The sequence below is a fragment of the Sinorhizobium kostiense genome (genome assembly GCF_017874595.1).
GTDB lineage: Bacteria > Pseudomonadota > Alphaproteobacteria > Rhizobiales > Rhizobiaceae > Sinorhizobium > Sinorhizobium kostiense.
The window spans coordinates 47789-74775 of sequence record NZ_JAGILA010000010.1 but is presented as its reverse complement, the minus strand read 5'-3'; the positions used below and the strand labels follow the sequence as shown (position 1 = coordinate 74775).

General features: G+C 59.6%; 23 protein-coding genes and 2 pseudogenes. 18 read left to right on the top strand and 7 right to left on the bottom strand.

Annotated elements, in window-relative coordinates:
* Positions 1-27: 27 nt before the first annotated feature.
* The 18 genes and pseudogenes from J2Z31_RS26540 to J2Z31_RS26460 all read left to right on the top strand — a co-directional run bounded on the left by J2Z31_RS26540 (position 28) and on the right by J2Z31_RS26460 (position 19730).
* Entirely contained in the window at positions 28-1398 is a 1371-nt protein-coding gene (locus tag J2Z31_RS26540; RefSeq protein ID WP_408022061.1) for a M16 family metallopeptidase, read from the top strand.
* Positions 1395-2738 (top strand): M16 family metallopeptidase, encoded by a 1344-nt coding sequence (locus tag J2Z31_RS26535; protein WP_209606339.1) that lies wholly within the window; start codon positions 1395-1397, stop codon positions 2736-2738. The genes J2Z31_RS26540 and J2Z31_RS26535 overlap by 4 nt, the downstream gene beginning before the upstream one ends.
* A gap of 875 nt (positions 2739-3613) precedes the next feature.
* On the top strand, positions 3614-4051 hold the full coding sequence (locus J2Z31_RS26530) for a helix-turn-helix domain-containing protein (protein ID WP_209606529.1): 438 nt from the start codon (positions 3614-3616) through the stop codon (positions 4049-4051).
* A 766-nt stretch (positions 4052-4817) separates the two neighbouring features.
* A complete protein-coding gene (locus tag J2Z31_RS26525; protein ID WP_234939710.1) occupies positions 4818-5324 on the top strand; it encodes a flavin reductase family protein in 507 nt (168 codons plus the stop codon).
* A gap of 589 nt (positions 5325-5913) precedes the next feature.
* The gene (locus tag J2Z31_RS26520; protein WP_328243656.1) at positions 5914-6357 is read left to right on the top strand and encodes a pseudoazurin; all 444 of its coding nucleotides are present in this window, start codon (positions 5914-5916) and stop codon (positions 6355-6357) included.
* 497 nt (positions 6358-6854) lie between these two features.
* The gene (fixL, locus tag J2Z31_RS26515) at positions 6855-8369 is read left to right on the top strand and encodes an oxygen sensor histidine kinase FixL (RefSeq protein ID WP_209606337.1); all 1515 of its coding nucleotides are present in this window, start codon (positions 6855-6857) and stop codon (positions 8367-8369) included.
* Positions 8366-8980, top strand: coding sequence for a response regulator FixJ (gene fixJ / locus J2Z31_RS26510; protein WP_209606328.1), 615 nt, complete (start codon positions 8366-8368; stop codon positions 8978-8980). The genes fixL and fixJ overlap by 4 nt, the downstream gene beginning before the upstream one ends.
* Positions 8981-9078: 98 nt before the next feature.
* Positions 9079-9426 carry a transcriptional regulator gene (locus tag J2Z31_RS26505; protein ID WP_209606522.1) on the top strand — a complete coding sequence of 116 codons (348 nt, stop codon included), beginning with the start codon at positions 9079-9081 and terminating at the stop codon, positions 9424-9426.
* A gap of 78 nt (positions 9427-9504) precedes the next feature.
* Positions 9505-10134 carry a helix-turn-helix domain-containing protein gene (locus J2Z31_RS26500; protein ID WP_209606326.1) on the top strand — a complete coding sequence of 210 codons (630 nt, stop codon included), beginning with the start codon at positions 9505-9507 and terminating at the stop codon, positions 10132-10134.
* 864 nt (positions 10135-10998) lie between these two features.
* The gene (gene ccoN, locus J2Z31_RS26495; protein ID WP_209606324.1) at positions 10999-12615 is read left to right on the top strand and encodes a cytochrome-c oxidase, cbb3-type subunit I; all 1617 of its coding nucleotides are present in this window, start codon (positions 10999-11001) and stop codon (positions 12613-12615) included.
* An 11-nt stretch (positions 12616-12626) separates the two neighbouring features.
* Complete coding sequence (gene ccoO / locus J2Z31_RS26490; RefSeq protein ID WP_209606322.1) at positions 12627-13358, top strand: cytochrome-c oxidase, cbb3-type subunit II; 732 nt, start codon at positions 12627-12629, stop codon at positions 13356-13358.
* Positions 13359-13369: 11 nt separating this feature from the next.
* On the top strand, positions 13370-13522 hold the full coding sequence (locus J2Z31_RS26485; RefSeq protein WP_209606320.1) for a cbb3-type cytochrome c oxidase subunit 3: 153 nt from the start codon (positions 13370-13372) through the stop codon (positions 13520-13522).
* A 3-nt stretch (positions 13523-13525) separates the two neighbouring features.
* Entirely contained in the window at positions 13526-14395 is an 870-nt protein-coding gene (gene ccoP, locus J2Z31_RS26480) for a cytochrome-c oxidase, cbb3-type subunit III (protein ID WP_209606318.1), read from the top strand.
* Between the two features lie 67 nt (positions 14396-14462).
* On the top strand, positions 14463-16037 hold the full coding sequence (gene ccoG / locus J2Z31_RS26475) for a cytochrome c oxidase accessory protein CcoG (protein ID WP_209606316.1): 1575 nt from the start codon (positions 14463-14465) through the stop codon (positions 16035-16037).
* Positions 16038-16045: 8 nt separating this feature from the next.
* On the top strand, positions 16046-16540 hold the full coding sequence (locus J2Z31_RS26470) for a FixH family protein (RefSeq protein ID WP_209606314.1): 495 nt from the start codon (positions 16046-16048) through the stop codon (positions 16538-16540).
* Positions 16537-18741: pseudogene (locus J2Z31_RS26465) on the top strand (cation-translocating P-type ATPase); the annotation flags it as partial. The gene J2Z31_RS26470 and the pseudogene J2Z31_RS26465, both read left to right, overlap by 4 nt.
* A 73-nt stretch (positions 18742-18814) precedes the next feature.
* Positions 18815-18970: a cbb3-type cytochrome oxidase assembly protein CcoS gene (gene ccoS / locus J2Z31_RS29510; RefSeq protein WP_234939690.1), complete on the top strand. Its 156-nt coding sequence runs from the start codon at positions 18815-18817 to the stop codon at positions 18968-18970.
* Between the two features lie 85 nt (positions 18971-19055).
* The gene (locus J2Z31_RS26460; RefSeq protein WP_209606310.1) at positions 19056-19730 is read left to right on the top strand and encodes a Crp/Fnr family transcriptional regulator; all 675 of its coding nucleotides are present in this window, start codon (positions 19056-19058) and stop codon (positions 19728-19730) included.
* A 134-nt stretch (positions 19731-19864) separates the two neighbouring features.
* On the opposite strand, the pseudogene nodQ reads toward J2Z31_RS26460, so the two are convergent.
* The 7 genes and pseudogenes from nodQ to nodC all read right to left on the bottom strand — a co-directional run.
* Positions 19865-20497, bottom strand: a pseudogene (gene nodQ / locus J2Z31_RS26455) (bifunctional sulfate adenylyltransferase/adenylyl-sulfate kinase NodQ); the annotation flags it as partial.
* Between the two features lie 214 nt (positions 20498-20711).
* Entirely contained in the window at positions 20712-21470 is a 759-nt protein-coding gene (locus tag J2Z31_RS26450; protein WP_209606307.1) for a sulfotransferase, read from the bottom strand.
* 72 nt (positions 21471-21542) lie between these two features.
* Positions 21543-22331: an ABC transporter permease gene (locus J2Z31_RS26445; protein WP_028002364.1), complete on the bottom strand. Its 789-nt coding sequence runs from the start codon at positions 22329-22331 to the stop codon at positions 21543-21545.
* A gap of 3 nt (positions 22332-22334) precedes the next feature.
* Positions 22335-23249, bottom strand: coding sequence for a nodulation factor ABC transporter ATP-binding protein NodI (nodI, locus tag J2Z31_RS26440; RefSeq protein WP_234939709.1), 915 nt, complete (start codon positions 23247-23249; stop codon positions 22335-22337).
* Between the two features lie 4 nt (positions 23250-23253).
* On the bottom strand, positions 23254-24963 hold the full coding sequence (nodU, locus tag J2Z31_RS26435; protein ID WP_234939689.1) for a nodulation protein NodU: 1710 nt from the start codon (positions 24961-24963) through the stop codon (positions 23254-23256).
* Positions 24964-24988: 25 nt separating this feature from the next.
* Positions 24989-25591 carry a nodulation methyltransferase NodS gene (gene nodS / locus J2Z31_RS26430; RefSeq protein WP_234939688.1) on the bottom strand — a complete coding sequence of 201 codons (603 nt, stop codon included), beginning with the start codon at positions 25589-25591 and terminating at the stop codon, positions 24989-24991.
* A 28-nt stretch (positions 25592-25619) separates the two neighbouring features.
* Complete coding sequence (nodC, locus tag J2Z31_RS26425) at positions 25620-26978, bottom strand: chitooligosaccharide synthase NodC (RefSeq protein ID WP_209606300.1); 1359 nt, start codon at positions 26976-26978, stop codon at positions 25620-25622.
* Positions 26979-26987 lie beyond the last annotated feature (9 nt).

Here is a 26987-nt window from a genome sequence, read left to right as displayed (position 1 = left end):
ATGAATCATGCTCGCGTGGTTTCGCGCATGCGTGCATTTGCCCTGAGTATGGTCGTGTTGCAATCTCTGATGACCTCGGAAGTGGCGGCGGTCGAGGTCCCGCGTCCCGAAGCCGAGATTGCAAATTTCATGCTGACCAACGGCATGGAGGTGGTCGTCATACCCGATCACCGGGCGCCGATCGTCACGCAGATGGTGTGGTACAAGGTCGGCAGCGCCGACGAGCCACCCGGCAAATCCGGCATCGCTCATTTCCTGGAGCATCTGATGTTCAAGGGCACGAAGACGCATCCGCCAGGCGAGTTTGGCGCAAAGGTCGCGGAGATCGGCGGTGAGGAGAACGCCTTCACTTCATCCGACTACACCGCCTACTATCAGACCGTCACGCCGGAAGCGCTCGGAACAATGATGGAATTTGAAGCTGACCGGATGCGCCATCTCGTGCTCACCGACGCGGTGATCTTACCCGAGCGCGATGTCATTCTTGAGGAGCGGCGGTGGCGCGTCGAGAACAATCCGGTGCAGCTTCTCGAGGAGGAGATGCAGGCGACCCTGTATCAGAACCATCCTTACCGCATCCCGACGCTCGGCTGGATGCACGAAATGGAACAGCTTAATTGCGGGGACGCCCTGGCGTTCTACGATCGCTACTATGCCCCGAACAACGCCGTCTTGGTCGTGGCAGGCGACGTGGACGCCGGGACGGTGTGGCGGCTAGCTGACAAGACCTTCGGGGCCCTGCCGCGCGGTCAGGACTTGCCGGAGCGGGTGAGGCCACGGGAGCCCGAGCAGAACACTAAACGGACCGTGGTGCTCACTGATAGGCGCGTGACGGTGCCGACCTACGAAAAGTCATGGGTGACGACGTCCTATGGAACGGCCGAGCCGGGCGAAGCGGAAGCTCTCGATATCCTGTCGGAGATTCTCGGCGGAGGAAACCGCAGCCGGATCTATCAGCAATTGGTAGTTAAACAGGGAATAGCCTCCTCGGGCGGCGCCTATTTCAACGGAACGTCGCTCGATCCGTCGAGCTTCACGCTTTATGGCTCGCCGCGGGGCGAAGCGAAGATCGACGCGGTGGAGGATGCGATCGACGCTGAAGTTCGGAAAATCATCGAGTACGGCGTTACCGATGTCGAGCTCGAGAAGGCCAAAAACCGCTTGGTGCGCTCGATGGTCTTCGCACGCGACAGCCAGTTCGGAATGGCCAACATTTACGGGGCGGCGGTTGCAACCGGTAATACCGCGTACGACGTGGACGAATGGCCGTTAAGAATCCGCGCCGTAACGGCGGCAGAGGTTCAGGCGGTTGCCAGGAAATACCTCAACCCGGACCGGTCGGTGGCGGCATATCTGCTGCCCCGAGAAAGCGCTGCCGCAGGAGATAAAAGCCGATGATCAGGTTCAACCGACAGCCAATCGGGGCCACACTAATAGTGGTCATGGCATACCTAATGGTGGGCCTTGCCGCGATGCCAGCTCTCGCGGGCATGGCCATTGAGGAGGTCAAGACATCGAGCGGGATAAAGGCGTGGTTGGTGCCGGATTATTCGCTACCAATCATCACCATTCGTTTTGCATTCCGGGGCGGCAGCGCGCAGGATCCATCCGGTAAGGAAGGTCTTGTAAATCTGATGACTGGGTTGTTCGAGGAAGGGGCCGGTGACCTTGAGAGCGATGCCTTCCAGGAGCGGCTGGACGATGCTGGCGCCGAGATGTTCTTCAAGGCCGGGCGCGATGCCGTCTATGGCTATATTCGAGTGCTTGCCGACCGAAAGGACGATGCGTTCGAACTCCTTCGGTTAGCAGTCGAACAGCCGCGCTTCGACCAGGCGCCAGTGGACCGCATTCGCGCTCAAATCGTCTCCGGCATCCTTGCGGAAGCCAATGATCCCGAAATGGCGGCACACGTCGCATGGATGAAGGCGATCTATGGCGATCATCCGTATTCGCGGCGGCCGGAGGGTACCGAGCAAACACTCGCCGCCGTCAAGACCTCCGATCTGAAGGCGCTTCATAAGCGGATTTTGGCGCGCAGCAATCTTACCATTGCCGCGGTGGGAGCGATCGATCCCGGCACACTCAAGCGCGATCTGGATCATATATTCGGCGGACTGCCTGCTACCTCCTCCCTGACGCCGGTTACGGACAAGGTGCCTAAGCTAGGGCGGGCAATTCGAGTCCCGTATGACTTACCTCAGGAGCAACTGAGCCTAGCTTACCCGGGAATCAGCCGCAAAGACCCGCAATTCTTCGCAGCCTATCTCATGAACCAAATCCTCGGCGGAGACTCGTTCACGTCCAGGCTTTGGAATGAGGTGCGCGAGAAGCGAGGTCTCGCTTACGGCATCCACACCACCCTCGTGAACAACGACCATGCTTCGGCGCTCGTCATCAATACGGGGACCCGGCCAGATCGGGCCGCAGAGACGCTCTCCCTCATCCGCACCGAGGTCAGGCGAATGTCGGAGGAGGGCGTCAGCGAAGACGAGCTCAAGGCGGCGAAGAAAAAGCTCATCGGCGGCTATGCGATCGACAATCTGAGCTCATCTAGTGCGATCGCCGCCACTTTGGTCGAAATCCAGCTGGAAGACCGTGGCATCAACTATATCGAACGTCGCAAACAACTGATCCAGGCAGTCACTGTGGAGGACGTCCGGGCGGTCGCGAAACAGCTGCTCTCCGCCGACCCCACGGTCATGATCGTCGGACCGCCGCTCAAGGAAACGAAAGGCTGACCTTCCAGAGGAGGCCCGGCTGGTAGCGGCCGGGCCGACCTTTTCCACCGCCCCGGCCGGGACCGCCAGCTTATCCAGCCCTTGGATTAAGGGTCGCCACGTTAACGGTGAAAAGCAGCGAGCACACCGCCATGTCGGTCCTAGATTTGCTCTACCGTCCTTTTGAGACGCTGATTCGTTCACTTCACATTCCCAGACAGCTGCCGGCAAGCGGGTTATCTCGAACGTCTGTTCCGTGCCGTGCTGCGACCAGCGCCATCCTTACAGCCGACACCGAGGGACAATCGGTACCCTGATTCGCCCGGATCGTTTACAGGTGCCGACCTCGGTCCACACTCCGCGCCAGCGTCCGCACCACCTTTCCCGCGTTAGCCATAGTGCCGTGTGGACATCAAGCCGCTCACTCAGCAACGGGTTTGTCGTCTCCAGCACTTGCCGCTATCTCAGCAGTGCTCACCACCGGAGGGATACTGATTTCTCTCTGGCATAACGCGACTATGCACGCACGCACGGGAGGGGTTCGTTCACGCTCTTCCCATTGCCTGTGGAACGGCGGTACGGGCCTGGGCCTCAAGTGTACCGGCGCAACCGGCTTGATGCAATCGAGCGCGGCCGCTCCTGCGACGCTGGTTTGCCAAAGACACTATTTGACCCTACAGCAGTGGTCTACGAGTTTCTCACGGAACTAACCTGCTAAGGCGTGCCCGGTTGAGGCGTCATACAAATGTGCTTAGGGTAGCCGTCGCGGACGCACAGATGCCTCAATTGAGTTGCTGACTTTCAGTTGAGCTATGTCAAAGGAGTGTGTCGACAGATGTGGGACTCATATCATGGCTCCCGAAGAGCAATTAAGATTACGGACTGAGGAGACGATTGTGTTGAGTGTTAACTCTGAAAGAAATAGAGGTAAGCCAAACTCTGTGGATGCCCATGTCGGCCGGCGAATTCGCCAGCGGCGTGTATGGCAGAACATGTCGCAGGCGACTCTCGGCGAAGCCATCGGGGTGACGTTTCAACAGGTCCAAAAATATGAAAAGGGCGTGAACCGCGTCGGAGCTAGCCGGCTCCAGCAGATTTCGAAGGCTCTGAAAGTGCAGCCTTCCTACTTCTTTGAAGGTAATCCTGACGAAGTCCAATTGGTCGGGCAGTCCGCCGAGATCCAGGTTAATATCCCGCCCGAAGTGATTGAATTCGCTGCAAGTGAGGAAGGGATCGATCTCATTAGAGCCTTTTCACGCGTGGGCGACCATGATGTACGCTGCCGAATCGTAATGCTGCTAAAGTCTCTGGCGAGCACGAGTGGTGATGTATAATCGCCCTCCTCGGTGTGGAGGCAAGGTGCTCTCTAACGTCAGACCGGCACCGCCGCAGCTAGGAAATTAATCGGCCAGTCCATCTGAAACTCTCGCGCGTTCTTCAACGGGGCGCGCTTCCGTGTGCTTGAGGTGTCAGATCATACTGAGACTGGTGCTATTAATCGACGGTGGACTGCTAATGAATCTGATGAGGCGACTGAAGCACACCTTAGAACTGATGCAACAGACTCGCTGCGCTTTCCCCTGAAAGAGTACCCCATACATTGCCGCCGCCAGCCCACGCAGACCGGGACTCATAGCCAGTCACGCCAACACCCTAGGGACTTAAAGTCGAAGCGGCACGAGCCGGGGTTCGGCACGCCGACGCTGTTATGCAATTGCAAGGGCCGCAGCCGGTCTCGCGATCTCGCACAAGATCCAAACGCGGTTTCACAAAGGCCCTCTTGGCGATGGAGCATCAAGACCTGCTATGGTTACGACAACCTGGCGCAGAGCTTGGTGCATCCACAGCGCCGATGGTTGCCATACAAACAACCGATTTCTCGAATGTCGCCGAATGCTGCATAAACGCCAACAGCAGCTTTCGTGTGCGGCTGTTTCGTTCAGCTGGTTGATGAGGCGGCTCGACGAAGACATGGGGCAGCCGGCGATAAGTGCGAACGCGCCTGTGCTGCTTAAACTGTTGGATGATGCCAGTATGGGGAAGTTCCTAAACGAACGGAGCGATCGGATGCCGGACCAGCCTTACGTGCACACAGACGTAATGAACAGCGATGGCGCAGACCTTCCGGTGAACGCGGACGGCCTGAAATGTGCTTTGCGCAGAATGAGCGGTGGCGTCAGCGTCATCACCACAGGGCAGGGCGAGGAACGTACCGGAGCAACCGTTACTTCGGCGACGGCCCTCTCTATCGAGCCTCCGTGCATGCTCGTTTCTCTCAATCGTTCCTCCTCAACGTGGCCTGCCGTTGCACGATTCGGCCATTTTTGCGTGAACATCCTGGGCGATGCCCACGAGTTACTCGCGGGCCAATTCGCCGGCCAAGGCGGACTGACGGGCGCGGAACGTTACCGCGGTGCCAAGTGGACTCAACTCATCAGCGGCGCGCCCGTCCTTCAGGATGCGGCGGCGGCCATCGACTGCGAGCTTGAGGAGGCTATAGAAAGGCACAGCCATGTGATTGTGCTCGGCCGCGTCGTCGGCATTTGCATCGGGAACGGAGGTTCATTGGTTTATCGTGGCGGCCGGTATTTTGCATTTGCCGAGTAGGGCCATAGGCAAGCCACCCCCGCACTGCAACTTTTTTTTCTTTTGGATTTCTTGTCTGCAGGAGTATGAGACGGTTGCGGCTGTATTGGAATGTCCGCACTAGCGCAACGCAGAAATCGCACTTCGATTTCCGCACAAGCGCCTGGATTTGCGACAAATACCGGACCGATTGACATAGCGCAAAGACAAGGGGAAAGCGCGCCGGCTAGTGTGATGCTGAAGGCACCGTTCGGCTGCCATCCTGGAGAGACATCGGCCGCCACTCATTGAGCAATGTCAAAGACACGCAGAAAGGCTGCTCCCGTTTCGTCGCGGGCGAGCCGCCGCCGTACTCTTCACGGTGGCTAGCGACGAGTATTGCCGGATCGACGCGCTGGAGCTGAGGGGCTGTGACAAAATCTCACGTCTGCGATCTGCGCGAGTTAGTTCGATGACAGTTGGGCTAGGTGGGGACGACCATTCTCCAATACCGCATTCTAAAACGCGGCTTCACCCGATTGTTTGATAAGGATCAAAGTGACCGCGTCGTCTCTCCTGTACCTCCTTGCATCGCGAGCCAAGCCGGCTCTGAAACCAAAGGAGAATTTCCGTGCGCACATTTGCGAAAGCCGCTGTCGCTGCCGCCATCCTTGCCGTTTTTGCCAGCACCGCAAACGCAGCCGAGTTCGAGGTTCACATGCTCAACAAGGGCACCGAGGGCCCGATGGTGTTTGAGCCGGCATTCGTCAAGGTGAAGCCCGGCGACAGCGTTACCTTTATCCCAAATGACAAGGGGCATAACGTCGAGACGATCAAGGGCATGATCCCCGACGGCGCCAGCCCTTTCAAAAGCAAGCCGAACGAGACTTATAAGGTCACGTTCGATGTCCCCGGCCTTTACGCCGTCAAATGCGCGCCGCATGTCGGCATGGGCATGGTCGGCGTTGTGATTGTGGGCGATGCACCTGGCAATGTCGAAAAGGTGAAGGCCGGCAAGCTGCCGAAAAAGGCAGTGGAGCGCCTTCATGCCGCAATCGCGGCTGCCATCCAGTAATAATTGGGAATTTGGCAGATGACGGGTCGGTCCCGCTGGTTTGCTTGGCGTCTCGCTTTTGGTGTTCGAGCTGCGCTGGATTTTTAAAGAAGCGCATTCGGCACGTGGCCGATCTTGCCGGAGGGAGCGTTGTTGTCTAGGGCTTGCTCTCGTCCGGACCTGCCAGCTCATCCTCGACCGTCCGTCTCCTTGCGCATAGAGTGCGGAATAGGCAGACCATATCCATTTCTCCTGCGCCCCCCACGCACGACTTCTCCACCGGCCGGGTGCAGCTTCTCTAGTGGGAAGACTCTGTCCCGAGCGCCTCTTCGAGAGGCATCGAGGAGGGGATCGTCCTCGATGCAGTCCTCAGATCACGCCGTCGGGGGCCACGAGATCATGGGACGATTTGTTCCAGTCTGGCCGGATGGCTGACCGGCACCAACCTGGGTTATAGAGGGAGCGACAATTTGCGATTGGCGCACGACGGCTATTCGTTTCCTGCAGTGGATTAGGGAATGCAATCAAAGGGCATCGTCGAAGGGACGCGGCTGGGGCGGTCGCTCATCAGATGGCAACGCGATCGCACCTCTGCCTACATTCTCGCGACTGCGGCGGTGTTGAGTGTTGTTGCGTTGAGAGTGGCGTCGTGGGAGTTCTTCGGTGGGACCGCCATGCTCCTATCCTTCACGCCGCCGATTCTCCTCGTCGCCATAGGAGGTGGGCCGGGGCCGGTCACCTTCGCAGCCGGGCTGTCGCTTGCCGCAGCAATCACTCTTCGGCAGTTTGAGAACGCCCCCGGTATGAGCGCGGTCGAGTTGGCCTTCTTCGCTGTTGCGACGCTTCTGATCATCGCATTAGCGGAGCTGCTTGCGGCAGTGAGGCGGGCGCTGGACAGCACGGAGGACGTCGTAAAGGCCCGTGATGCGCATCTGAGATCCATATTGGATACAGTGCCGGACGCCACGGTGGTCAGTGCCAGCGATGGCACGATCGTCTCCTTCAACGCCGCGGCCGTGCGGCAGTTTGGATATGCGGAGGAGGAAGTCATTGGTCAGAACCTGCGCATATTGATGCCGCAACCCTATCGCCACGAACACGACGGATACATGCAGCGTTACCTGAGGACTGGCGAAAAGCGGATCATCGGCATCGACCGGGTCGTCTCCGGGCAACGGAAGGATGGATCGACGTTTCCAATGAAACTCGCCGTGGCGGAGATGCAGTCCGGCGGTGAGAGGTTCTTCACAGGCTTCATCAGAGACCTGACGGAGCGGGAAGAGTCCGCCGCGAGGCTTGAGCAGATCCAGGCTGAACTAGCGCGCCTTGCCCGGCTCAACGAGATGGGCGAAATGGCCTCGACGCTTGCCCACGAACTGAACCAGCCATTGTCGGCGATCGCCAACTATTCGCATGGCTGTACGAGGCTGTTGCGTGACATGGACGATGCCGTCGCGACGCGAATGCGCGAGGCGCTGGAAGAGGTGGCGAGCCAGTCGCTGCGAGCCGGCCAGATCATCAAACATCTCAGGGAGTTCGTGACGAAGGGCGAGACGGAAAAGGCGCCGGAAGACATTCGCAAGCTGGTGGAGGAGGCCGCCGCGCTGGCCCTGGTCGGCTCCCGCGAGCAGGGGGTCCGGACCGTGTTCGAATATCTGCCCGGCGCCGAAATGGTGATGGTCGACCGGATCCAGGTCCAGCAGGTGCTCATCAACCTGATGCGCAACGCGATCGAGGCGATGCGTCACGTCGACCGCCGAGAGCTGACGATCCGCACGATGCCGGCCGATCCGGGCGAGGTAGCCGTTGTCATTGAGGACACGGGCGGAGGAATTCCCGAGGAGATCGCCGGTCAGCTCTTCAAGCCATTCGTCACTACCAAGGCAAGCGGAATGGGTATCGGGCTTTCCATTTCGAAGCGTATCGTCGAAGCGCATGGCGGTGAGATGGCCGTATCGAACAATGCCGCCGGGGGAGCTACCTTCCGGTTCACGCTTCCGGCCTATGTAGATGAACGGATCGATAGCCCATGACTGGTTACACTGTTCACATTGTTGACGATGAAGAGGCGGTCAGGAAGTCGCTGGCCTTCATGCTGACGATGAATGGGTTCGCGGTTAAAATGCATCAATCGGCCGAAGCCTTCCTCGCCTTCGCGCCGGACGTCAGAAACGGGGTTCTGGTGACGGATCTGAGAATGCCGGACATGTCCGGAGTAGACCTTCTGCGCAATCTCGGCGATCGGAAGATCAAGATACCGTCGATCGTGATAACTGGACACGGCGACGTGCCGATGGCGGTGGAGGCCATGAAGGCGGGGGCGTTGGATTTCATCGAGAAGCCCTTCGATGACACCGTGATCATCGAGGCGATCGAGAGGGCATCGGAACATCTGGTCGTTCCGGATGCCGATGCCGACGAGGTCAATGAGATTCAGGCAAGGCTCGAGACGCTGAGCGACAGAGAACGCCAGGTGCTCTCGGCCGTCGTGGCCGGCCTTCCCAACAAGTCGATCGCATACGACCTGGACATCAGCCCGCGCACCGTCGAAGTGCACCGCGCCAATGTGATGGCCAAGATGAGGGCAAAGAGCCTTCCCCATCTCGTTCGAATGGCACTCGCCTCAGGTTTCGGTCCCTCCTGATTTTGCCGAATTGATCTCGCGCAATGCGTCGCATTGCCGCAAGCGGTCTAATGCCGGCTCACGGCGGGCAGACGCGCGCCAGATGAGCGGGATCCAAACTGTTGGCTGAAAGAAGCATAGTCGTCGTTGCAGCGGATCAAGGCCTCCGGCGGTCCGTTGCGTTCGCGCTGGAAGTCGAAGGATACTCGACCGTGTCCTACGACACCGTCAAGAAGGCCGAAGAATCTTCCCGTGGCGCTCTGTGCACGATCCTCGATGATGAGATACTAAGATCGGAGCCGCAAGCCGCCGAGCAATTCCTCAAGAGTCTTGGAGCAAGAGCCATCCTGCTGGCCGACGGCTTGTCGGCGCTCCAGGCGTACGTCGACAACACAGTATTGACGAAGCCGTTCACCGGTCCCGACCTGCTCGGCGCGATTAACAAGCTGATTGAAGCGGCTAAGTAGTTTCCCTTAGTGATTTAACCGAATTTCTCGCATCGACGTGAATTGCCAATTTACCCCCAACCGAACAGGGGATAAGACATGTACGCCGCTGCACAAACCTCCTTCCAACAGGCTGATCACGTAGAACGGACCCAAATTTCTGGGCCGTATCTTGTCGCCCCCTACAATGCTGGTCGCGAGATTTATGCCGAGGGCGATTTGATCGACAAGTGCTATCAGGTTTCGACTGGAGCTGTGAGTGTCTACCGCCTGCTCCCGGACGGACGGCGACAGGTCGTGTCCTTTCATCTGCCGGGGGAAATGTTCGGTTTCGAAGCAGGGTCCAACCATTCTTTCTTTGCCGAAGCCATCACGGAAACGAAACTGGCCGTCTTCGGGCGCCGGCATATGCAGGAGCGGTCGCGGGAGCTTCTCGCCCTGGCCCTGACCGGGATGGCGCGGGCTCAGCAGCATCTTCTGGTGATCGGCAGGCAATGTGCCGTGGAGCGGGTTGCCGCTTTCCTGATCGATCTTTGCGAACGACAGGGAGGAGGCAGGCGGCTGCGCTTGCCCATGTCGCGGCAGGATATTGCCGACTATCTCGGCCTCACGACGGAAACCGTGTCGCGCGTGGTGACCAAACTGAAGGGTCGCAGCGTCATCGCGCTCAGGGACGCAAGGACGATCGATATCGTGAAGCCCGACGCACTCCGCGCGCTTTGTAACTGAGCTGGCCGGGCCGCGCAGCAGGCCCCTCTGGTTCTCTGTTAACGGCAGGAGGTGAGGGGAAGTCTCGAGAGGAATGCCAAGGGGAAGTCGCTGCCGGCGATCTCGCGCGGTTAGCAGGGAGGGCCAGCCTCTAAATTGTGCCAATCACCTACTGCGCACTCGGCAATAGCGCTTCCTGTTTTTCCACGCCCAGCTAAAAGATCGATTGGATGCGCAGCAACCCCAAGATGTCGCTCCAGATCGAGGAATTTGCCGGCAATCGCCAATGGAAGAGCGTGGTTGCGACCCGACGATGTCGCTAACTGCCCGCGGCGGACGGCCGTCACCAAGAACGCATTCACGCCTGGTCCTGCTTGAACCCAACTGGTGGGAACCAGGGGGGCCACTGTACCGCCAGAGATCTCAGGAGCGTCTGCGCACCTTCTTCTGCGGCGAGATAGACGAGATGACGGGCCGGGCAGCCGCCGAGGGTGAGTTTAGTCTCCGCCCAAGAAGCCCGGGTTCAGGCAATCCCAACGAAAACTTACAATGCTCTCCGCCCCCCGGGATTGCACCATGTCATCGGCTGGGAGCTTGCAGGGGCAGACGAATGGTGGCCAGCTGACGCTGCCACGCGTCTTCGCAACTTCTTGATGCCTGAATTCCCGTAACCGCGCTGTGACCAGGTAAAAGGTGAGGTTGCCGCCATCATGCCTTGACGCCTTGCTGCCCGCCTACGTTGTCAGCTCCCGAGATATGCATGGCGAGCACTTGATTTGAATCAAAGTGCCCCGCACTCGACTCTGACAATTCTCGGGGAGACCTCCGTGGCATACGTGCGAAGGCGTGTGCCAGTCAGCGATCAGAGAAGAGTGAGGCCTAGCCATGAAACATACAGTCGAGATCGTCGTGCTCGCGATCGGCGCCTTCCTGGCGCTGGCCGGAGCCGGCTTTGCCCAGGACCGCCTGTTCGGCGCGCATATGTGGGTGCTGTTCTTCGTTCTGCTCACCGGCACCTTGATGCTCATGCGCCGCGTTGATTTCCGTCCGGCTGTCGCGGGTCATCCGAGCCGTCAGACCGAATATTTCGACGAGGTCGTGAAATACGGCGTCATCGCGACTGTGTTCTGGGGCGTGGTCGGCTTTCTCGTCGGCGTCGTCGTCGCCCTGCAACTCGCCTTTCCCGACCTTAATGTGGAGCCCTGGTTCAACTTCGGCCGCATGCGTCCACTCCACACATCCGCCGTCATCTTTGCATTCGGCGGCAACGCACTGATTGCCACTTCCTTCTATGTCGTTCAGCGCACGAGCCGCGCACGTCTTTTCGGCGGCGATCTCGGCTGGTTCGTTTTCTGGGGCTATCAGCTCTTCATCGTCCTTGCAGCGACCGGCTACCTGCTCGGCATTACGCAGGCGCGTGAATACGCGGAACCGGAGTGGTACATCGACCTTTGGCTGACGATCGTATGGGTCGCCTATCTATTGACGTTCCTCGGGACGATCCTGAAGCGCAAGGAGCCGCACATCTATGTGGCCAACTGGTTCTATGTCGCCTTCATCGTCACCATCGCGATGCTGCACATCGTCAACAACTTGGCGGTGCCGGTGTCGTTTCTAGGCTCCAAGAGCTATTCGGCTTTCTCAGGGGTGCAGGACGCGCTGACACAATGGTGGTACGGGCACAACGCCGTCGGCTTCTTCCTCACCGCCGGCTTCCTGGCGATGATGTACTACTTCATCCCCAAGCAGGTGAACCGCCCCGTCTATTCCTACCGCCTGTCGATCATCCACTTCTGGGCGCTGATCTTCATGTATATCTGGGCGGGTCCTCACCACCTGCACTACACGGCGCTGCCCGATTGGGCGCAGACGCTCGGCATGATCTTCTCCGTCATGCTCTGGATGCCCTCCTGGGGCGGCATGATCAACGGCTTGATGACGCTGTCGGGCGCCTGGGACAAGGTCCGCACGGACCCGGTCGTCCGCATGATGGTCATGGCCGTCGCCTTCTACGGCATGGCGACCTTCGAGGGCCCGATGATGTCCATCAAGGCGGTCAATTCGCTCAGCCACTACACCGACTGGACGATCGGTCACGTCCATTCCGGCGCGCTCGGCTGGAACGGCCTCATCACCTTCGGCGCCATCTACTTTCTGGTGCCCAAACTCTGGGACCGCGAGCGGCTATACAGCTTGCAGCTGGTCAACTGGCACTTCTGGCTCGCGACCCTCGGGATCGTCGTTTATGCCGCAGCCATGTGGGTCGCCGGCATCCAGCAGGGCCTGATGTGGCGCGAATACGACGACCAGGGATTCCTCGTCTACTCCTTCGCGGAGTCGGTGGCGGCGATGTTCCCGTACTACGTGATGCGTGCCGCGGGCGGCGGCCTATTCCTGGCCGGCGCACTCATCATGGCCTTCAACGTGACAATGACCATCCTAGGGCGCGTGCGCAAGGAAGCGGCAGCCTTCGATGCTGAATCGCTGTCAGCCGCGGAATAGGAGGCCAGATCATGTCCATTCTCGATAAACACGCACTACTCGAACGCAACGCCACGCTGCTCCTTGTCGGTTCGCTGCTCGTCGTCTCGATCGGCGGTATCGTGGAGATCGCTCCGCTCTTCTATCTGGAAAACACCATCGAGAAAGTCGAAGGCATGCGGCCCTATTCGCCGCTGGAGCTTGCCGGACGCGACATCTACATCCGTGAAGGCTGTTACGTCTGCCACAGCCAGATGATCCGCCCCTTTCGCGACGAGGTCGAACGATACGGCCACTACTCGCTGGCGGCGGAGTCGATGTACGACCACCCGTTCCAATGGGGGTCGAAGCGCACGGGGCCGGACCTTGCCCGCGTCGGCGACCGCTACTCCAATGAATGGCACGTCCAGCACATGACTGACCCGCGCTCTGTCGTGCCGGAATCGGTAATGCCGAGCTATGCCTTCCTCAAGGAGACGCCGCTCGAGGTGAAGAACGTGGCCATGAACCTCAAGGCGAACAGAGCAGTCGGCGTGCCCTATACGGACGAGATGATTGACAACGCGGCCGCGGACCTCAAGGCCCAGGCAGACCCGAATGCCGACGTTTCCGGCGTTGAGGCCCGCTATCCCAAAGCCAAGCTCGGCGACTTCGACGGTGATCCGCAGAGGCTCACGGAGATGGACGCGCTCATCGCCTACCTCCAGATGCTGGGCACGCTCGTCAACTTCTCCACCTACGACGACACAACCGGATATCGCTGAGAGGAACGCAGATGGAAACCTACACGGCCATGCGTCATTTCGCCGATAGCTGGGGACTGCTAGCCATGACCCTCTTCTTTCTCGGCGTCGTCCTTTTCATCTTTCGGCCGAGCGCCAAGAAGGCCGCCGCTCGGGCCTCTGCCATCCCGCTGAAGGAGGACTGATCCATGGCGGACAAGCACAAGCACGTTGACGAGGTCAGCGGCGTAGAAACCACTGGGCACGAATGGGACGGCATCCGGGAACTCAACAACCCGATGCCGCGCTGGTGGGTCTACACCTTCTATGCGACCATTATCTGGGCGATTGGATATGCAATCGCCTATCCTTCATGGCCGATGCTGACGGAGGCGACCAAGGGCGTGCTCGGCTATTCCAGCCGAGCCGAAGTCACGGCGGAGCTCTCCGACGCCAAGGCAGCGCAGGCCAGCAACGCAGAGCGCATCGCCTCGAGCCCAATCGAGGACATCATGGCCGATCCGGAGCTGAAGCAGTTCGCAATCTCGGCCGGAGCATCCGCCTTCAAAGTGAATTGCGCGCCATGCCACGGGTCGGGCGCGGCCGGAGGCAAGGGCTTCCCGAACCTGAATGATAACGACTGGCTTTGGGGCGGAAATCCCCAGGAGATCTACCAGACGATCGCGCATGGCATCCGTTACGATGGAGACGAGGAGACACGTGTTTCAGAAATGCCTGTATTTGCCGACATGCTGACGCCCGACGAAATGCGAGCGACTGCAGCCTATGTGCTGAGTCTGACCGCGATGCCTTCGAATCCGGCCCTTGTGGAACCCGGGAAGCAGCTCTTTGCCGATAATTGCGCCTCCTGCCATGGTGCGGATGCGAAGGGCAGCCGCGAAGTCGGCGCGCCCAACCTCGCCGACGCCATTTGGCTGAAGGGCGAGGGCGAGCAGGCGATCACCGACCAGATAAGGTCGCCGAAACATGGCGTTATGCCAGGCTGGGTCAACCGCGTAGGTGACCCCGTGGTCAAGGACCTTGCGATCTTCGTCCATTCGCTCGGCGGCGGCGAGTAAGAAGCATGATGCCGTTCTGGCGCCGCAAAGGCTCGTCTTACATAGAGTTCTAGTGGGGACTGCCCATATGCATTATCAGCCCGCTCAAAAAGCTGGCTCCGTGGAAAGGCTCGAAGCCAAGCCCATCAATGCCGCGCGTCTAGGCCGACCGCTTTACGAGAAGCGGCGGAAGATTTTTCCCAAACGGGCGGAAGGCCGCTTCCGGCGGTTCAAGTGGCTGGTGATGCTTGTTACCTTGAGCATTTACTACTTGACCCCCTGGATTCGCTGGGATCGCAGCGCGCATGCGCCGGACCAGGCCGTCCTCGTCGATTTGGCGGCACGGCGGTTTTATTTCTTCTTCATCGAGATCTGGCCGCAGGAATTCTTCTTCGTGGCGGGGCTCCTCGTCATGGCCGGTTTTGGGCTCTTCCTGGTGACCTCGGCGGTCGGCCGCGCCTGGTGCGGCTATGCCTGTCCGCAAACCGTCTGGGTCGATCTCTTCCTTGTGGTCGAGCGCTTTATTGAGGGCGACCGCCTTGCCCGAATGCGCCTCGATACCGGCGCATGGACGTTCGACAAGGTCCGCAAGCGCGTTGCCAAGCATGCGATCTGGTTGGTGATCGGTGTTGCGACCGGCGGCGCGTGGATCTTTTACTTCGCCGACGCTCCCACGCTGATGAAGAGCTTCGTCGCACTCGAAGCCGCACCGGTCGCCTATATGACGGTCGCGACGCTCACCGCCACGACCTACGTTTTCGGCGGCCTCATGCGAGAGCAGGTCTGCACTTATATGTGCCCCTGGCCGCGCATCCAGGCCGCGATGTTGGATGAGAATTCCTTGGTCGTTACTTATAACGACTGGCGGGGCGAGCGACGCACACGCCATGCGAAGAGGGCGGCAGCTGCCGGCGAGGTGGTCGGCGATTGCGTCGACTGCAATGCCTGCGTCGCGGTCTGTCCCATGGGGATCGACATCCGCGACGGTCAGCAGCTTGAATGCATCACCTGCGCGCTCTGCATCGATGCCTGCGATGGCGTCATGGACAAGCTCGGTCGCCAGCGGGGACTGATCTCCTATGCGACGCTCAGCGACTATTCCGCCAACATGGCGCTCGCCACCAACAATGGCGCAATCCCGATCGACCCGAGGCGAGTACGCGACGGGAATGGCGTCTTCGTCCAAGGTATCAGGGATTTCGATTGGCGGATAATCTTCCGGCGGCGCGTGGTTCTCTATTTCGGGGTCTGGGCACTCGTCGGTCTCGGCATGCTTTATGCACTTGTTTCTCGCGATAGGCTCGAACTCAACGTGCTGCACGATCGCAACCCGCAATATGTCGTCGAGTCCGACGGCTCAGTGCGCAACGGCTACGTGATCAAACTCCTGAACATGATCCCGGAGCCGCGGCGGATCACCCTAAGCCTGGACGGCATGCCGTCCGCCCGGGTGCGGATCGCCGGCCAAGCTCCGGGCGACGGTCAAAGCTTCTCAGTTGCCGTCGATCCGGACAAAGTCACGTCCTTCAAAATCTTCGTGACCCTGCCAAAAGAGAGCCTCGTGGAGGCCCAATCAGGCTTCTCGTTCAGAGCCGAAGACCCTTCCAGCAAGGAACGAGATGTTTACCGCACCAACTTTATTCAACCCGGAACAGCAAAGTGAGCGGCTTCATGATCAGGCAAGGCAGTAAACCGCCCCGATTTACGGGATGGCACCTGCTGGCGGTGATGGGGCTGTTCTTCGGGACCATCATCTCCGTCAATCTCCTCATGGCCTGGAATGCCAGTCGGAGCTGGAGCGGCCTTGTCGTCGAGAACGCCTTCGTCGCCAGCCAGCAGTTCAACGGCAGGGTGGCCGAGAGTCGTGCCTTTGCGGCAAGCGGCATCAAGGGAGAACTCACGTCCGAGCTGGCTACCATCCGCTACGTGCTTACCCGCAAAGGCGAGCCTGAGCGAGCGGTCGATCAGGTCATCGCCGTGCTCAAACGGCCCGTCGAGGCTCATGAGGATGTTCGCATCGAGCTCGTTCGCGACGGTGAGGGTGTGTTCGTGTCGACGCAGGTGCTCAAACCGGGGCAGTGGATCGCCGACATGACGTCCAAGGCGGGCGGAGCGCTCGTCTACCGTCAGGCCATTCGTTTCATCGTGCAGGGAGAGGGCCAATGAGCTGCTGTGCTGCAACAATCGGAATCGCCTCGGTAGAAGACGGTGCAGGGCAGCGGCAGACTGCGTCCGAAGAGCTGTGGCTCGCAAGCCGCGCGCTTGGGAACGGGTTGCGCCAGACGGATCTCAGCGTGCCCGGCGTTCACTGCGGTGCCTGCATCAGCACCATCGAAAGCGCGCTGCGCGTGCGGCCGGAGATCGAGCGGGCACGCGTCAATCTCTCGTCGCGGCGTGTTTCGATCGTCTGGAAGGAAGAGGTTGACGGCAGGCGCAGCGATCCCGGCGCATTCGTGCGCGCGATCGGCGAGCAGGGCTACGAGACGCATCTCTTCACGCCCGGCGAGGAGGAGGGCGATGTGCTGCTCAAGCAATTGATCCGCGCCGTTGCCGTTTCCGGCTTCGCGGCGGTCAATATCATGCTCCTTTCAGTCTCCGTCTGGTCGGGGGCGGATGCGGCGACGCGCGACCTCTTTCACTGGATCTCAGCCCTGATCGCCGGACCAGCACTGATCTATGCGGGCCGCTTCTTCTATCAGTCGGCGTGGAATACGCTTCGTCACGGTCGAACAAACATGGATGTGCCGATCGCACTGGCAGTCACGCTTTCCTACGGCATGTCGCTCTACGAGACGATCGCCCATGGCGAACATGCCTGGTTCGATGCGTCGGTCACCTTGCTGTTCTTCCTGCTTACCGGCCGGACACTCGATCATATGATGCGGGGACGCGCACGTTCGGCGATCAGCGGCCTTGCGCGCCTGTCGCCACGCGGCGCGACCGTCGTCCATCCCGGCGGCTCGCGCGAGTACCGCGCGATCGAGGAGATCAAGGCCGGTGAGCAGCTGATGATCGCCGCCGGCGAACGCATCCCCGTCGACGGGCGCGTGCTCTCGGGCGCCAGCGATCTCGACCGTTCCGTCGTCAATGGCGAGAGCGCGCCGGCGCCGGTTGCGGCGGGTGACGGCGTGCAGGCCGGCACCTTGAATCTCACCGGCCCGCTTCTCCTGGAGGCGACGGCGAGCGCGCGCCATTCTTTCCTGGCGGAGATCATGGGATTGATGGAAGCGGCTGAAGGGGGCAGGGCGCGCTACCGCCGCATCGCCGACCGCGTCGCCAGCTATTATTCGCCCGCCGTCCATCTGCTCGCGCTTCTGTCTTTCATCGGCTGGATGCTGGTGGAGGGCGACGTTCGCCATGCCATGCTGATCGCGGTCGCCGTCCTCATCATCACCTGCCCCTGTGCGCTCGGCCTCGCCGTGCCGGTCGTGCAGGTCGTTGCCGCCGGGCGGCTCTTCCAGGGCGGCGTCATGGTCAAGGACGGCTCGGCGATGGAGCGCCTCGCCGAGATCGACATGGTGCTCTTCGACAAGACCGGCACACTGACGGTTGGCGAGCCAAGGCTCGTCAACGCCTGCGAGGTCGCGCCCAAGGCATTGGCGATTGCCGCTGCCCTTGCCGCCCATTCGCGTCATCCGATCGCGGTGGCCCTGCAAAAGGCGAGCGCCGCCGCGCCGCCGCTTGCCGGCGACGTTCGCGAGATACCGGGCGCCGGCATCGAGGCACGAACGAAGGACGGTGTCTACCGGCTAGGCAGCCGAGTCTTCACCTGCGGTGCCGACGGGGCGACGAACGGCCAGTCGGAGGCGATCCTGTCGCTCGACGGCCGGGAGCTTGCGTGCCTGCGCTTCGAGGACCGCTTGCGCCCTGCCGCTCGCGAGAGCATCGAGGCCCTGCACGGCCAAGGCCTCGAGACCGCCATTCTCTCCGGCGACCGTGGGCCAGTGGTGGCGGAGATCGGTCGCCGGCTCGGCATCGGAACATGGCGGGCCGAGCTATCGCCGCGGGGCAAGGTCGAGGCCTGCACCGCCGCGGCCGGCGGCCGCAGGGCTCTGATGGTCGGCGACGGCATCAATGACGCTCCGGCTCTACGCGCCGCGCATGTCTCGATGGCGCCGGCGACGGCTGCCGATGTCGGACGCCAGGCGGCGGATTTCGTCTTCATGCATCAACCGTTGACGGCGGTTCCCTTCGCCATCGAGACTTCCCGACAAGCCAGCCGGCTGATCCGCCAGAATTTCGCGCTGGCCATCGGCTACAACCTGATCGCCGTGCCGATTGCCATCCTCGGCTACGCCACCCCGCTCGTAGCAGCGGTAGCGATGTCCACCTCCTCGCTGATCGTTGTCACCAACGCGTTGCGTCTGGCGAGCACTGCATCGACGAATGCATTTGATCGAATGGAGCCCGTTGCCTGCCCGCGGCCCTTGGGATCGGACGATGAACACGCTTGTCTATCTCATTCCGATCGCGCTCTTTCTCGGCGGCCTCGGCCTCGCCGCGTTCCTCTGGGCACTGAAGAGCGGGCAATATGAAGATCTGGACGGTGCTTCCTGGCGCGTCCTCGACGACGGTGATGGCAGGCCGCACGCCTAACGGCTCTTCACTTGTTTGACCGGTGTCAAGAAGCGTTGTCCTCCGAACGGCTAGACTGATGTGACTTTTGTCGAGGCTTGTGCACATGAACACGCTGCAATTGACGTCGACGGATAGGGCCACCCTCATGCGTTCCCGCTTCTTCGCGCGGCTGCCACAGTCTACTTTCGAGGACGTTCTCAACAGTGCGTCGGTATCTGCATGCGAAGAGCGTGACGTCCTGTTCCGGCAGGACGAGGATGTCGACGATGTCTTCTTCGTGCTTTCCGGGCTGGTTCGGCTTTGTCGCATGGGAAAGGACGGACGCGAAGCGGATGTAGCGTTATTCTCGGAAGGTGAGATGCTCGCAGAGACTGCAATGTTTCTAAGGCAACGGGCGACGGCGAGCGCGGTTGCTGCCAAAAAATCGGTCATCGCGCGCCTGAACGGCGGCAAGCTTCAACACCTCGCCGCGACGGATCACGAGGTTGCGCAAGCATTGATCGAGCACCTTTGCTACCGCGGAAAGATGACGGAGGATTTACTCGCAGAAGATCGCTTGCTCACCGCCACGCAACGCGTCGCGAACTTCATTCTCAGTCATTGTCCCAAGGACTCGACTAGTTTCCGCCTGCCGTTTCAGAAGAATATCCTCGCGGGCAAGCTCGGCCTCGCTCCGGAAGCCCTGTCGCGCGCCTTTTCGACGCTACGCCAGTCGGGAGTGACGGTAAGAGGTCGATTGATCGAGATCCACGATCGGCACGCGCTCGAACGATTCTGACGTGGCGGTTGACTCTGGCTGTGGGCCGCTGTTGGAGTTTAAGAGCTCGGTCGACCTGCATCAATGCTGACCGACGTATGGGAGGGTAGGCATGTCTTCGGCTCTACCCTGAATTTCGTCTCCTGCAATCGTCATCATTTCTCCGCTATTCGCCTCTCGAGAAACTCCTCCACTATCAGCGCCAGCTGGGCCGGCTGGTAGCCAACCGTTTTGAGATGCAGTTCAGGACTTTGGGGCATCTCGTACGGAGATGTGATGCCGGTGAAATTGGCGATCTTTCCGGCGAGCGCCTTCTCATAAAGGCCCTTTGGATCGCGCCGCGCGCATTCCTCCAGTGGCGTGTCCACGAATATTTCAATGAACTCACCTTGATCCATCATCTCGCGCGCCATACGCCTCTCTTCCCGGAAGGGCGAAATGAAGGATACGATTACGATCAATCCTGCATCGGCCATCAGCTTTGCCATCTCGGCGACGCGGCGGATATTCTCAACCCGATCTGCATCGGAAAAACCAAGATCGCGATTGAGGCCGTGACGCACATTGTCGCCGTCTAGCACATAGGTGTGCTTGCCACGTGCATGCAGCGATCTCTCGAGCGCATTGGCGATCGTTGACTTGCCTGATCCGGATAAACCGGTGAACCAAAGAATGGCGGGGCGTTGATGCTTGATCGCACTACGGGCCGCTTTATTCACGTCAAAACCATGCCAACGGACGTTTTTGGGACGGCGTCGCTGGGAAGCGTTCATGTCGGCGCCGACTGTCGGGTCCATCAGGACGAGTTCGTCGCTATCTTGCTCCATCTCCACACCGTTGTCATGCCGCAGGAAAAAAAGAACGGCTTTGCTGAAAAACGCCTTGCAAGGCGACGAGCGAATGGAATCTTTTCCAGTGAAACAGACCATAGCGAGCGTAGAGAACGTTCGTGCTGTTGCACGAGTCCTGCATTACGCCGTCGAGGATCAATGAGATCATCAGTTACCGCTGTTGTTCGAGAACCTCGGCGACCTCAAAAAATCTCGCGTAGGGCCCCCCGGCAAAATGAGCCCGCAACTCATGGAAATTCTCGACTGTTTCATTCAGTGGCCGTTGTTCCTGTCGCTCGAGCACGACGTCACCAGAAAGTCGAGGCGGAGCAACGCCTAGGAAATCACAAATCGTTGCCAGGCATCCGGTCGGATCGCCAAGGAGACCCTCGTACTCGATCGTGAGCGTGTTGGTCGACGCAAAGGAGCGCTTGACCCGAGCGTGGAAATCTTCGGTAGTCTTAAAGTAAGTCTCGCATTCAGCGATCGACAGTTTCACGCGTGGTGGCGGAGCCATATCTTTGTCGGAGCTAAACTTCAGCCAGTGCCCAGTCCGTCTCGCCTGTATCAACGAGCGCAGCGATTCCAATGTGTTTTTGCGAGTCAAGAGGATGACCTTGAGACCCGGCCAACGGGCAAGCTCGGACAGAAAGCCTGGACGCTCCTCGAATTGAGGTTCGTTGATCTTGCAGCCAACGTGCGTCACCTTCTCCTCGCGTGCAGGACGGCGCAGATAGGCAAGCTCGAGCAGTTCGCGATCGCTGCGCAAAAGGCGATCCTTATCGGGCCAATTCGGATCGTATTGATTGAGCAACTCACCGTTGCTCAAGACGCTCGGATGCTTGTTTAACAATGCTTCCAGGTAATGCGTGCCGGTTCTTGGCATCCCAAGAATTACAAATGGTTCTGGTGGCGCTGCGGGATAGGTCATCGGAAGGGCCTGCTCTCTACTGGATCGAACAGATACTGCATCACGTATCTCCTCAAATGGTGGTAAGTGGCCTCAAGGCATGAGGCGTCGACGTAACAGTGCCGCCGACAGGAAGAACGGCAATACTGTATAGATGCACAGTGCACCGATATGCAGCCCGACACTCTCGCCCGGTCGGCCAAGCAATGCCGGGCGAAGAAGATCCACTGCATGCGCAAGCGGCAGGAAGCGCCCCACCTGCTGAAAGGCGCTAGGCAGGTGCGAGACTGGAAAGACCGCGCCGCCCAGGAACAACATGGGTGTGAGGACGAGTGTCTGGTAAAAGATGAAATAGTCGTAACTGGGCGCAAGGGCCATAACGACCATCGCCAGGCTCGCGAAGGCGAAGCCAGTGAGAACGACGACTGGCAGCGCATAGAGAGCGGATGGCCATGCTGTATAGCCCAAGATGCTGGCAACTATCATGATAGCCGTGCCTGCTAGAAAAGCCTTCGTGGCGGCCCACGCCAGTTCACCGAGAATGATGTCGCCGAGCGTGAGTTGCGTGCACAGAATTGCTTCCCAGCTCCGTTGAGAATGCATTCGACCGAATGCCGCATAAATCGTTTCGAAAGTCGCCGAGGTCATCGCGCTTGCGGCGACCATGCCCGCCGCTAGAAAAGCGATATAGGAAGCGCCGTCGACCGGACCTACCATTATTCCAAGGCCAAAGCCGAGGGCGAACAGATAGATCAAAGGATCGGCGAGATTTCCGAGTATTGCCGCAATCGCGATTTTTTTCCATGCGAGATAGTTGCGTCGCCATACGGCGATCCAATTCCACGCGTTGGCGGGCATGGCCGCCGCCCAGCCTTCAACCATTGCTCAATTCTCCATGTCGCGCCCGGTCAGCCGCAAGAACACATCCTCCAGATTCGGAGGACGCTGCAAAACGCGCAGATCCGCGCGCCCGCGCAGTTGCACGCGCACCTGCTCGGGATCGCTCGCATAGCAAAAGACAGTCTCGCCGCTCATTTCGATACGCTCCGCGTAAGGATTAATGAGCGCGCGCAGCTCTCGCGGATTGCCGCCGTAGATCTCAAGCACGGGGCATCCGATCTGCTCCTCGATCAGCGCGTGTGGGCGGCCCTCGGCGATGATGCGCCCTCCATCGAGCACGCACAGGCGGTCACACAGCCGTTCAGCCTCTTCCATAAAGTGGGTCGTCAAAATTATTGTCTTGCCGCGCGCCAGCAGTAGGCGCAATCGCTCCCAGATCAGATGGCGCGCATGCGGATCGAGGCCGGTGGTCGGCTCGTCCAATACAAGCAGCTGCGGGTCGTTGATCAGCGCACGCGCAAGTGTCAGGCGCCGCTTCATGCCCCCCGACAGTGTATTGACGCGCGCATCCGCCTTGCTCTCGAGGCGGGCAAACTCAAGCAGCGGCGGGATAGCAGCTTCGATCTCGCTTCTGCTCATGCCGAAATAGCGCCCGAACACCAACAGGTTCTCGCGGACCGTGAATGCGTGCTCCAAATTGTCGAACTGCGGGACCACCCCGATGCGCCCGCGCGCTAACCGAGCGCGTGCTGGTACGGGCATGCCGAGTACGGTGATCTTGCCGGCGTCAGGTGGTGCCATGCCGAGTACCATACGCGTAATTGTGCTTTTGCCTGCACCGTTCGGTCCCAGCAGGCCGAAGCACTCCCCCGCCGCAACAGTGAACGACAGCCCGTCAACGACGACCTTGTCGTCATAACTCTTGCTTACGCCAGTAAGATCGATTGCTATATTGGACATACGTTCAGCTTGCCGTGAAGGTCGTGTCGACCAGCGATTGCTCGGTTGAATGCGTTTGCCTGAACAGCATGCCGTCGCACCATATGTGTTCAACGCGTCCCCACTCGCAGGCTGCAGCTGCACTTGGGAAGAAGCCACGCCCATGGTAATTGGCACTCGTGTTGCAAAGCAGCGGGATGCCCGTGAGCTTTTCGTATTCGACGAGTACCTCGGCAACCTTGTGGTGAGAACTCCTGGAAATCGTTTGCAGCCGCGCAGATCCGTCAAGGTGCACAACAGCAGGAACTTTGTCCCGCCACTCCGGCCTCGTCTGGTGATCGAACAACATGTATGGATCCGGCGTTCCGGGGCTGAATATATCCGGCGCTCGGTCTTCGAGGCATATCGGCGCCACTGGCCGGAAGTGTTCGCGAAATTTGATGTCGTTGAGATAATCTTTCATATCCGGCGAGGTGGCGGCTGCCAGAATGCTTCTTCCTCCCAACGCCCGTGGCCCCAGTTCGGCGCGCCCGGACAGGAAAACCACGGGTTTGTTGCTGGCGAGGATGGCCGCAAGTTCCGGGATGCTGCACGGCGTAGCGTCCCATCCGGCCGGCACATTGCCCGCTTGCAGGCTCGGGCCACTATAGACTGACCATTCCAGCGGGACGAAACCCTCCTGTGCCACTATTTCGGCGCAAGCTGCACCAATTGCAGAGCCGCTGTCATTCGGAAAGGGCGGCACCCAGACTGCATCGAAGAGGCCCGCCTCACGCAGTGCACTGTTCCATTTGATGTTGAGCCCGCAGCCGCCGGCTATGCACAAGTTGCGCGACCCCGGAAACGAATGGTGCTGCAAGGCAATCGCCATCTCCTTAACAACGAGGCGCTCGATGAAAAGATGAAAGGATGCGAGCACATCTTCCGGTGACGCGGCCGTCAACAGGAGCGCGCTGGCTGCGAAAAATTCATGCACGGCCGCAAGCGAGGCCTCAGCGTCGTTGATGTTTGCGCGATAGGTACGGGCAAGGTCCGTATCGCCGGCAAAGTGCTCCTCGTAGAGCTTCTGAAACACCGCGACGATGCGTTCATCAACCGAGCCGAGCGCGATATAGGCCATCAGCTTGCCAGCCACGCCCAAGTCCCACCCCCCTCGGCTCGCCTGCTTATAGGGCCCGAAGTAATGGCCCGCGGCAGCGTAGGTCTGGCCTATCATCGGGAACAGAGCTTTGAAGAAGCGGGCTGTCTTGCCCTCCACATAATAGAGGCGCGGAAATATACAGCCATCCCACACTAAGCAAAACGCAGGTTGCCCTGACTTGGCAAAGGGGCTGGTGCAGTATGCAGAGGCCACATGGCCCGTCACATGCGGATAGCTTCTATAGGGAAAAACCCGCCCATCAAGCGTCAGGCCGGAGCCGTCGAGCGAGTCGAGAAGTCCCTCGTCATGGCGCTCAACGTAAGGCGCCCCTCTGAGGGTAAGAGGGGTCACCCCACTGAGGACCTGGAATTGGGACTCGACCTCACCGTCCCAGCCGTCGATAACAAACTGATCAATATCCCGCACATTAAGGCCGTGTTCCGCCAAAACGGCGACAACTGCATCGAGATTATCGATTGTTTGATATCGCGTATTGTTATCCCGCTTCTCCTGCTCAACGCAGAAGACGAGCTTTCCATTCTCAACAAGGGCGATAGCCCCGTCATGGGTCAGTTTGATGCCACAGACGCGCATAGTGTCTCCATGTAAGTTGAATCTGTTAGAAACCGGGTTTCTGGAAACGGGCGAGCAAGCAGTCTTCGTTGGCCGACTCACCCCGGCAATCAAGCCGCTCCGCCTCGATCAACGTTTCTCCCAGCATCGCCATGACGGTCTCAGCACCAGCAACATGGCCCCAACGTCGGCAATTTGCGTCGCGCGCCGATCCAAAAACCAGCTGCCCACCCGGCGCAAGCATGCTCGCCAGGTTAGAAATGGCACCGCGCATCGCGGCTATATCCTCGAGGTAGTAGAGAACTTCGGCCACGACGATCAGATCGAAGAGCTTCCTAGTCGAGAACTGTTGAACGTCAGCGACTATCCAACTGATGTGTGACGGGTCCTTCATCCGTTGCCTCGTTCGAGCAATGGCTTGCGGCACAACATCAATCACTGTGAGCTGCTTGCAATGAGGCGCAAGTTTCTCCGTGAATGCGCCGGCTGCGCACCCGACTTCGAGCGCGTTTGTGATGGGACCTTGGGAAAGCGACAGCCGAAGCATCTGCGCATGCCGCTCCCGCTCAAACTCGTTGCCGTCGAGCCGCCAGGGATCCTCCGCCGCCAGCTCATGGTGCAATAACTGATAGTTGTGAACCTGCGTCAAAATTCGCCCTCCGGTACAACGTGTACGATCAGTCGTCACCGCAGACACCGGCGGCTGCCACTGTTGAAGAGTCCCTTGCAAGATTCAGTCTTCGAAGCGTCGCCGCATTTCCCGACGTTCCTCTAGCGCTCGGTTCGGTTGGCAGGGGTGGAACGAGGACCACTCCTTCTCCACCCGTGTCTGTTCCTTTGGCAGGAGAGCTGCGCGACAGCCAATCGCTATTGCTCAACGTGCACAGGGCGTAAGCTTTCAAAGGGAGCAACAAAAACAAGTTGATCGGGGTGTGCAAAGAAAACGCCAAAAAACGAAGTTGGCGAGCACGCAGGGCGGCCACGCTGCAGCGGATCATGGTCATGGAGGCAATCATTATGATTGTCCACCAGGGCACTGTAGTTGCCAGCGCGACTTGCCCGACCCCTGATAAGACCGCGAGGGCAAGAAGTAATGGTCCGAGATTTTGTCCGACCACGTCCAACGTGATAAACCGATCGAGGCCCGGCAGTAGGCGCAGTGCAAGCAAAGTGTCGCGGAAAGTGCTCCGTGCCCAGCGGAGTTGTTGGCGCAGGTAAGGGCCCATCCTGTCCGGGACGACGGTTGCCACCATCGCGTCCGGAACGTACTCGGTTCGAAAACCTGCTTTCAGCATCAGAATGGTGAGGTGGCGATCCTCACCGAAATCGCTTGGCTTTCCCCGAAAAAATTGCGACTCGTACTGATCAAGTAGCAAAAGGAGAGCAGACCGGCGGTACATGGCACAGGGGCCGCAGCAGCACATAACGGCACCGAAGCGAGCCTGTGCCGCACGCTCCTCATTGCAGGCGAGCCAGTACTCCATGTCAATTAACTGGGTCAACCACGTGTCGTTTCGGTTGCTAGCCGTCAATTGACCCATGGCCGCGCCTATTCCTGGATCTTGCATCTTCACAGCGAGCTTGGTGACGGCGTCAGGCGCTAGTGTCGAATCCGAGTCTACATTGAGCACCAAATCTCCAGACGACTGGCGTATCGCAGCGATCTGCGCCTTGCGTTTCCCGACATTCTCGCGAAGCAGAATGAAGTTGAATCTTGGATCCCGCGCATAGGTGTCATGTACAGGTCCCAATTTGTCGCGGTTAGAAGAACCGTCATCGACCACGTAGACGCGCAATTTTCCAGCGTAGTCCTGGTTTGCAATGGAAGCCAGACACTCGGAAAACGTGCTCGGATCCTCGTTGTAGCAGGGGACAATGACGTCCACGCTCGGCAAAGGGGCGTGGAACACGAAGTCCTCCGAGGCCGATGAGAGGTCTTTCGGCAGCGCATACAATGTCTGCATGCTTTTATAAGTGGTCGAGAGCAGCGCATAACAGGAGACAGCGCCAATGCCGATTGTGTTGAGCAGGTCCATGGGATGTCC

Bases quoted from the DNA above. Each gene is read 5' to 3' on its own strand.
- J2Z31_RS26445 (WP_028002364.1), bottom strand. From the start codon at position 22,331: ATGGTTGAAGGCTGGGCGGCGGCCATGCCCGCCAACGCGTGGAATTGG.
- ccoP (WP_209606318.1), top strand. From the start codon at position 13,526: ATGGCGGACAAGCACAAGCACGTTGACGAGGTCAGCGGCGTAGAAACC.
- fixL (WP_209606337.1), top strand. From the start codon at position 6,855: ATGCAATCAAAGGGCATCGTCGAAGGGACGCGGCTGGGGCGGTCGCTC.
- J2Z31_RS26540 (WP_408022061.1), top strand. From the start codon at position 28: ATGCGTGCATTTGCCCTGAGTATGGTCGTGTTGCAATCTCTGATGACC.
- ccoS (WP_234939690.1), top strand. From the start codon at position 18,815: ATGAACACGCTTGTCTATCTCATTCCGATCGCGCTCTTTCTCGGCGGC.
- fixJ (WP_209606328.1), top strand. From the start codon at position 8,366: ATGACTGGTTACACTGTTCACATTGTTGACGATGAAGAGGCGGTCAGG.
- ccoG (WP_209606316.1), top strand. From the start codon at position 14,463: ATGCATTATCAGCCCGCTCAAAAAGCTGGCTCCGTGGAAAGGCTCGAA.
- J2Z31_RS26450 (WP_209606307.1), bottom strand. From the start codon at position 21,470: ATGACCTATCCCGCAGCGCCACCAGAACCATTTGTAATTCTTGGGATG.
- J2Z31_RS26535 (WP_209606339.1), top strand. From the start codon at position 1,395: ATGATCAGGTTCAACCGACAGCCAATCGGGGCCACACTAATAGTGGTC.
- J2Z31_RS26470 (WP_209606314.1), top strand. From the start codon at position 16,046: ATGATCAGGCAAGGCAGTAAACCGCCCCGATTTACGGGATGGCACCTG.
- nodC (WP_209606300.1), bottom strand. From the start codon at position 26,978: ATGGACCTGCTCAACACAATCGGCATTGGCGCTGTCTCCTGTTATGCG.
- J2Z31_RS26460 (WP_209606310.1), top strand. From the start codon at position 19,056: ATGAACACGCTGCAATTGACGTCGACGGATAGGGCCACCCTCATGCGT.
- nodU (WP_234939689.1), bottom strand. From the start codon at position 24,963: ATGCGCGTCTGTGGCATCAAACTGACCCATGACGGGGCTATCGCCCTT.
- ccoN (WP_209606324.1), top strand. From the start codon at position 10,999: ATGAAACATACAGTCGAGATCGTCGTGCTCGCGATCGGCGCCTTCCTG.
- J2Z31_RS26525 (WP_234939710.1), top strand. From the start codon at position 4,818: ATGAACAGCGATGGCGCAGACCTTCCGGTGAACGCGGACGGCCTGAAA.
- nodI (WP_234939709.1), bottom strand. From the start codon at position 23,249: ATGTCCAATATAGCAATCGATCTTACTGGCGTAAGCAAGAGTTATGAC.
- J2Z31_RS26500 (WP_209606326.1), top strand. From the start codon at position 9,505: ATGTACGCCGCTGCACAAACCTCCTTCCAACAGGCTGATCACGTAGAA.
- ccoO (WP_209606322.1), top strand. From the start codon at position 12,627: ATGTCCATTCTCGATAAACACGCACTACTCGAACGCAACGCCACGCTG.
- J2Z31_RS26485 (WP_209606320.1), top strand. From the start codon at position 13,370: ATGGAAACCTACACGGCCATGCGTCATTTCGCCGATAGCTGGGGACTG.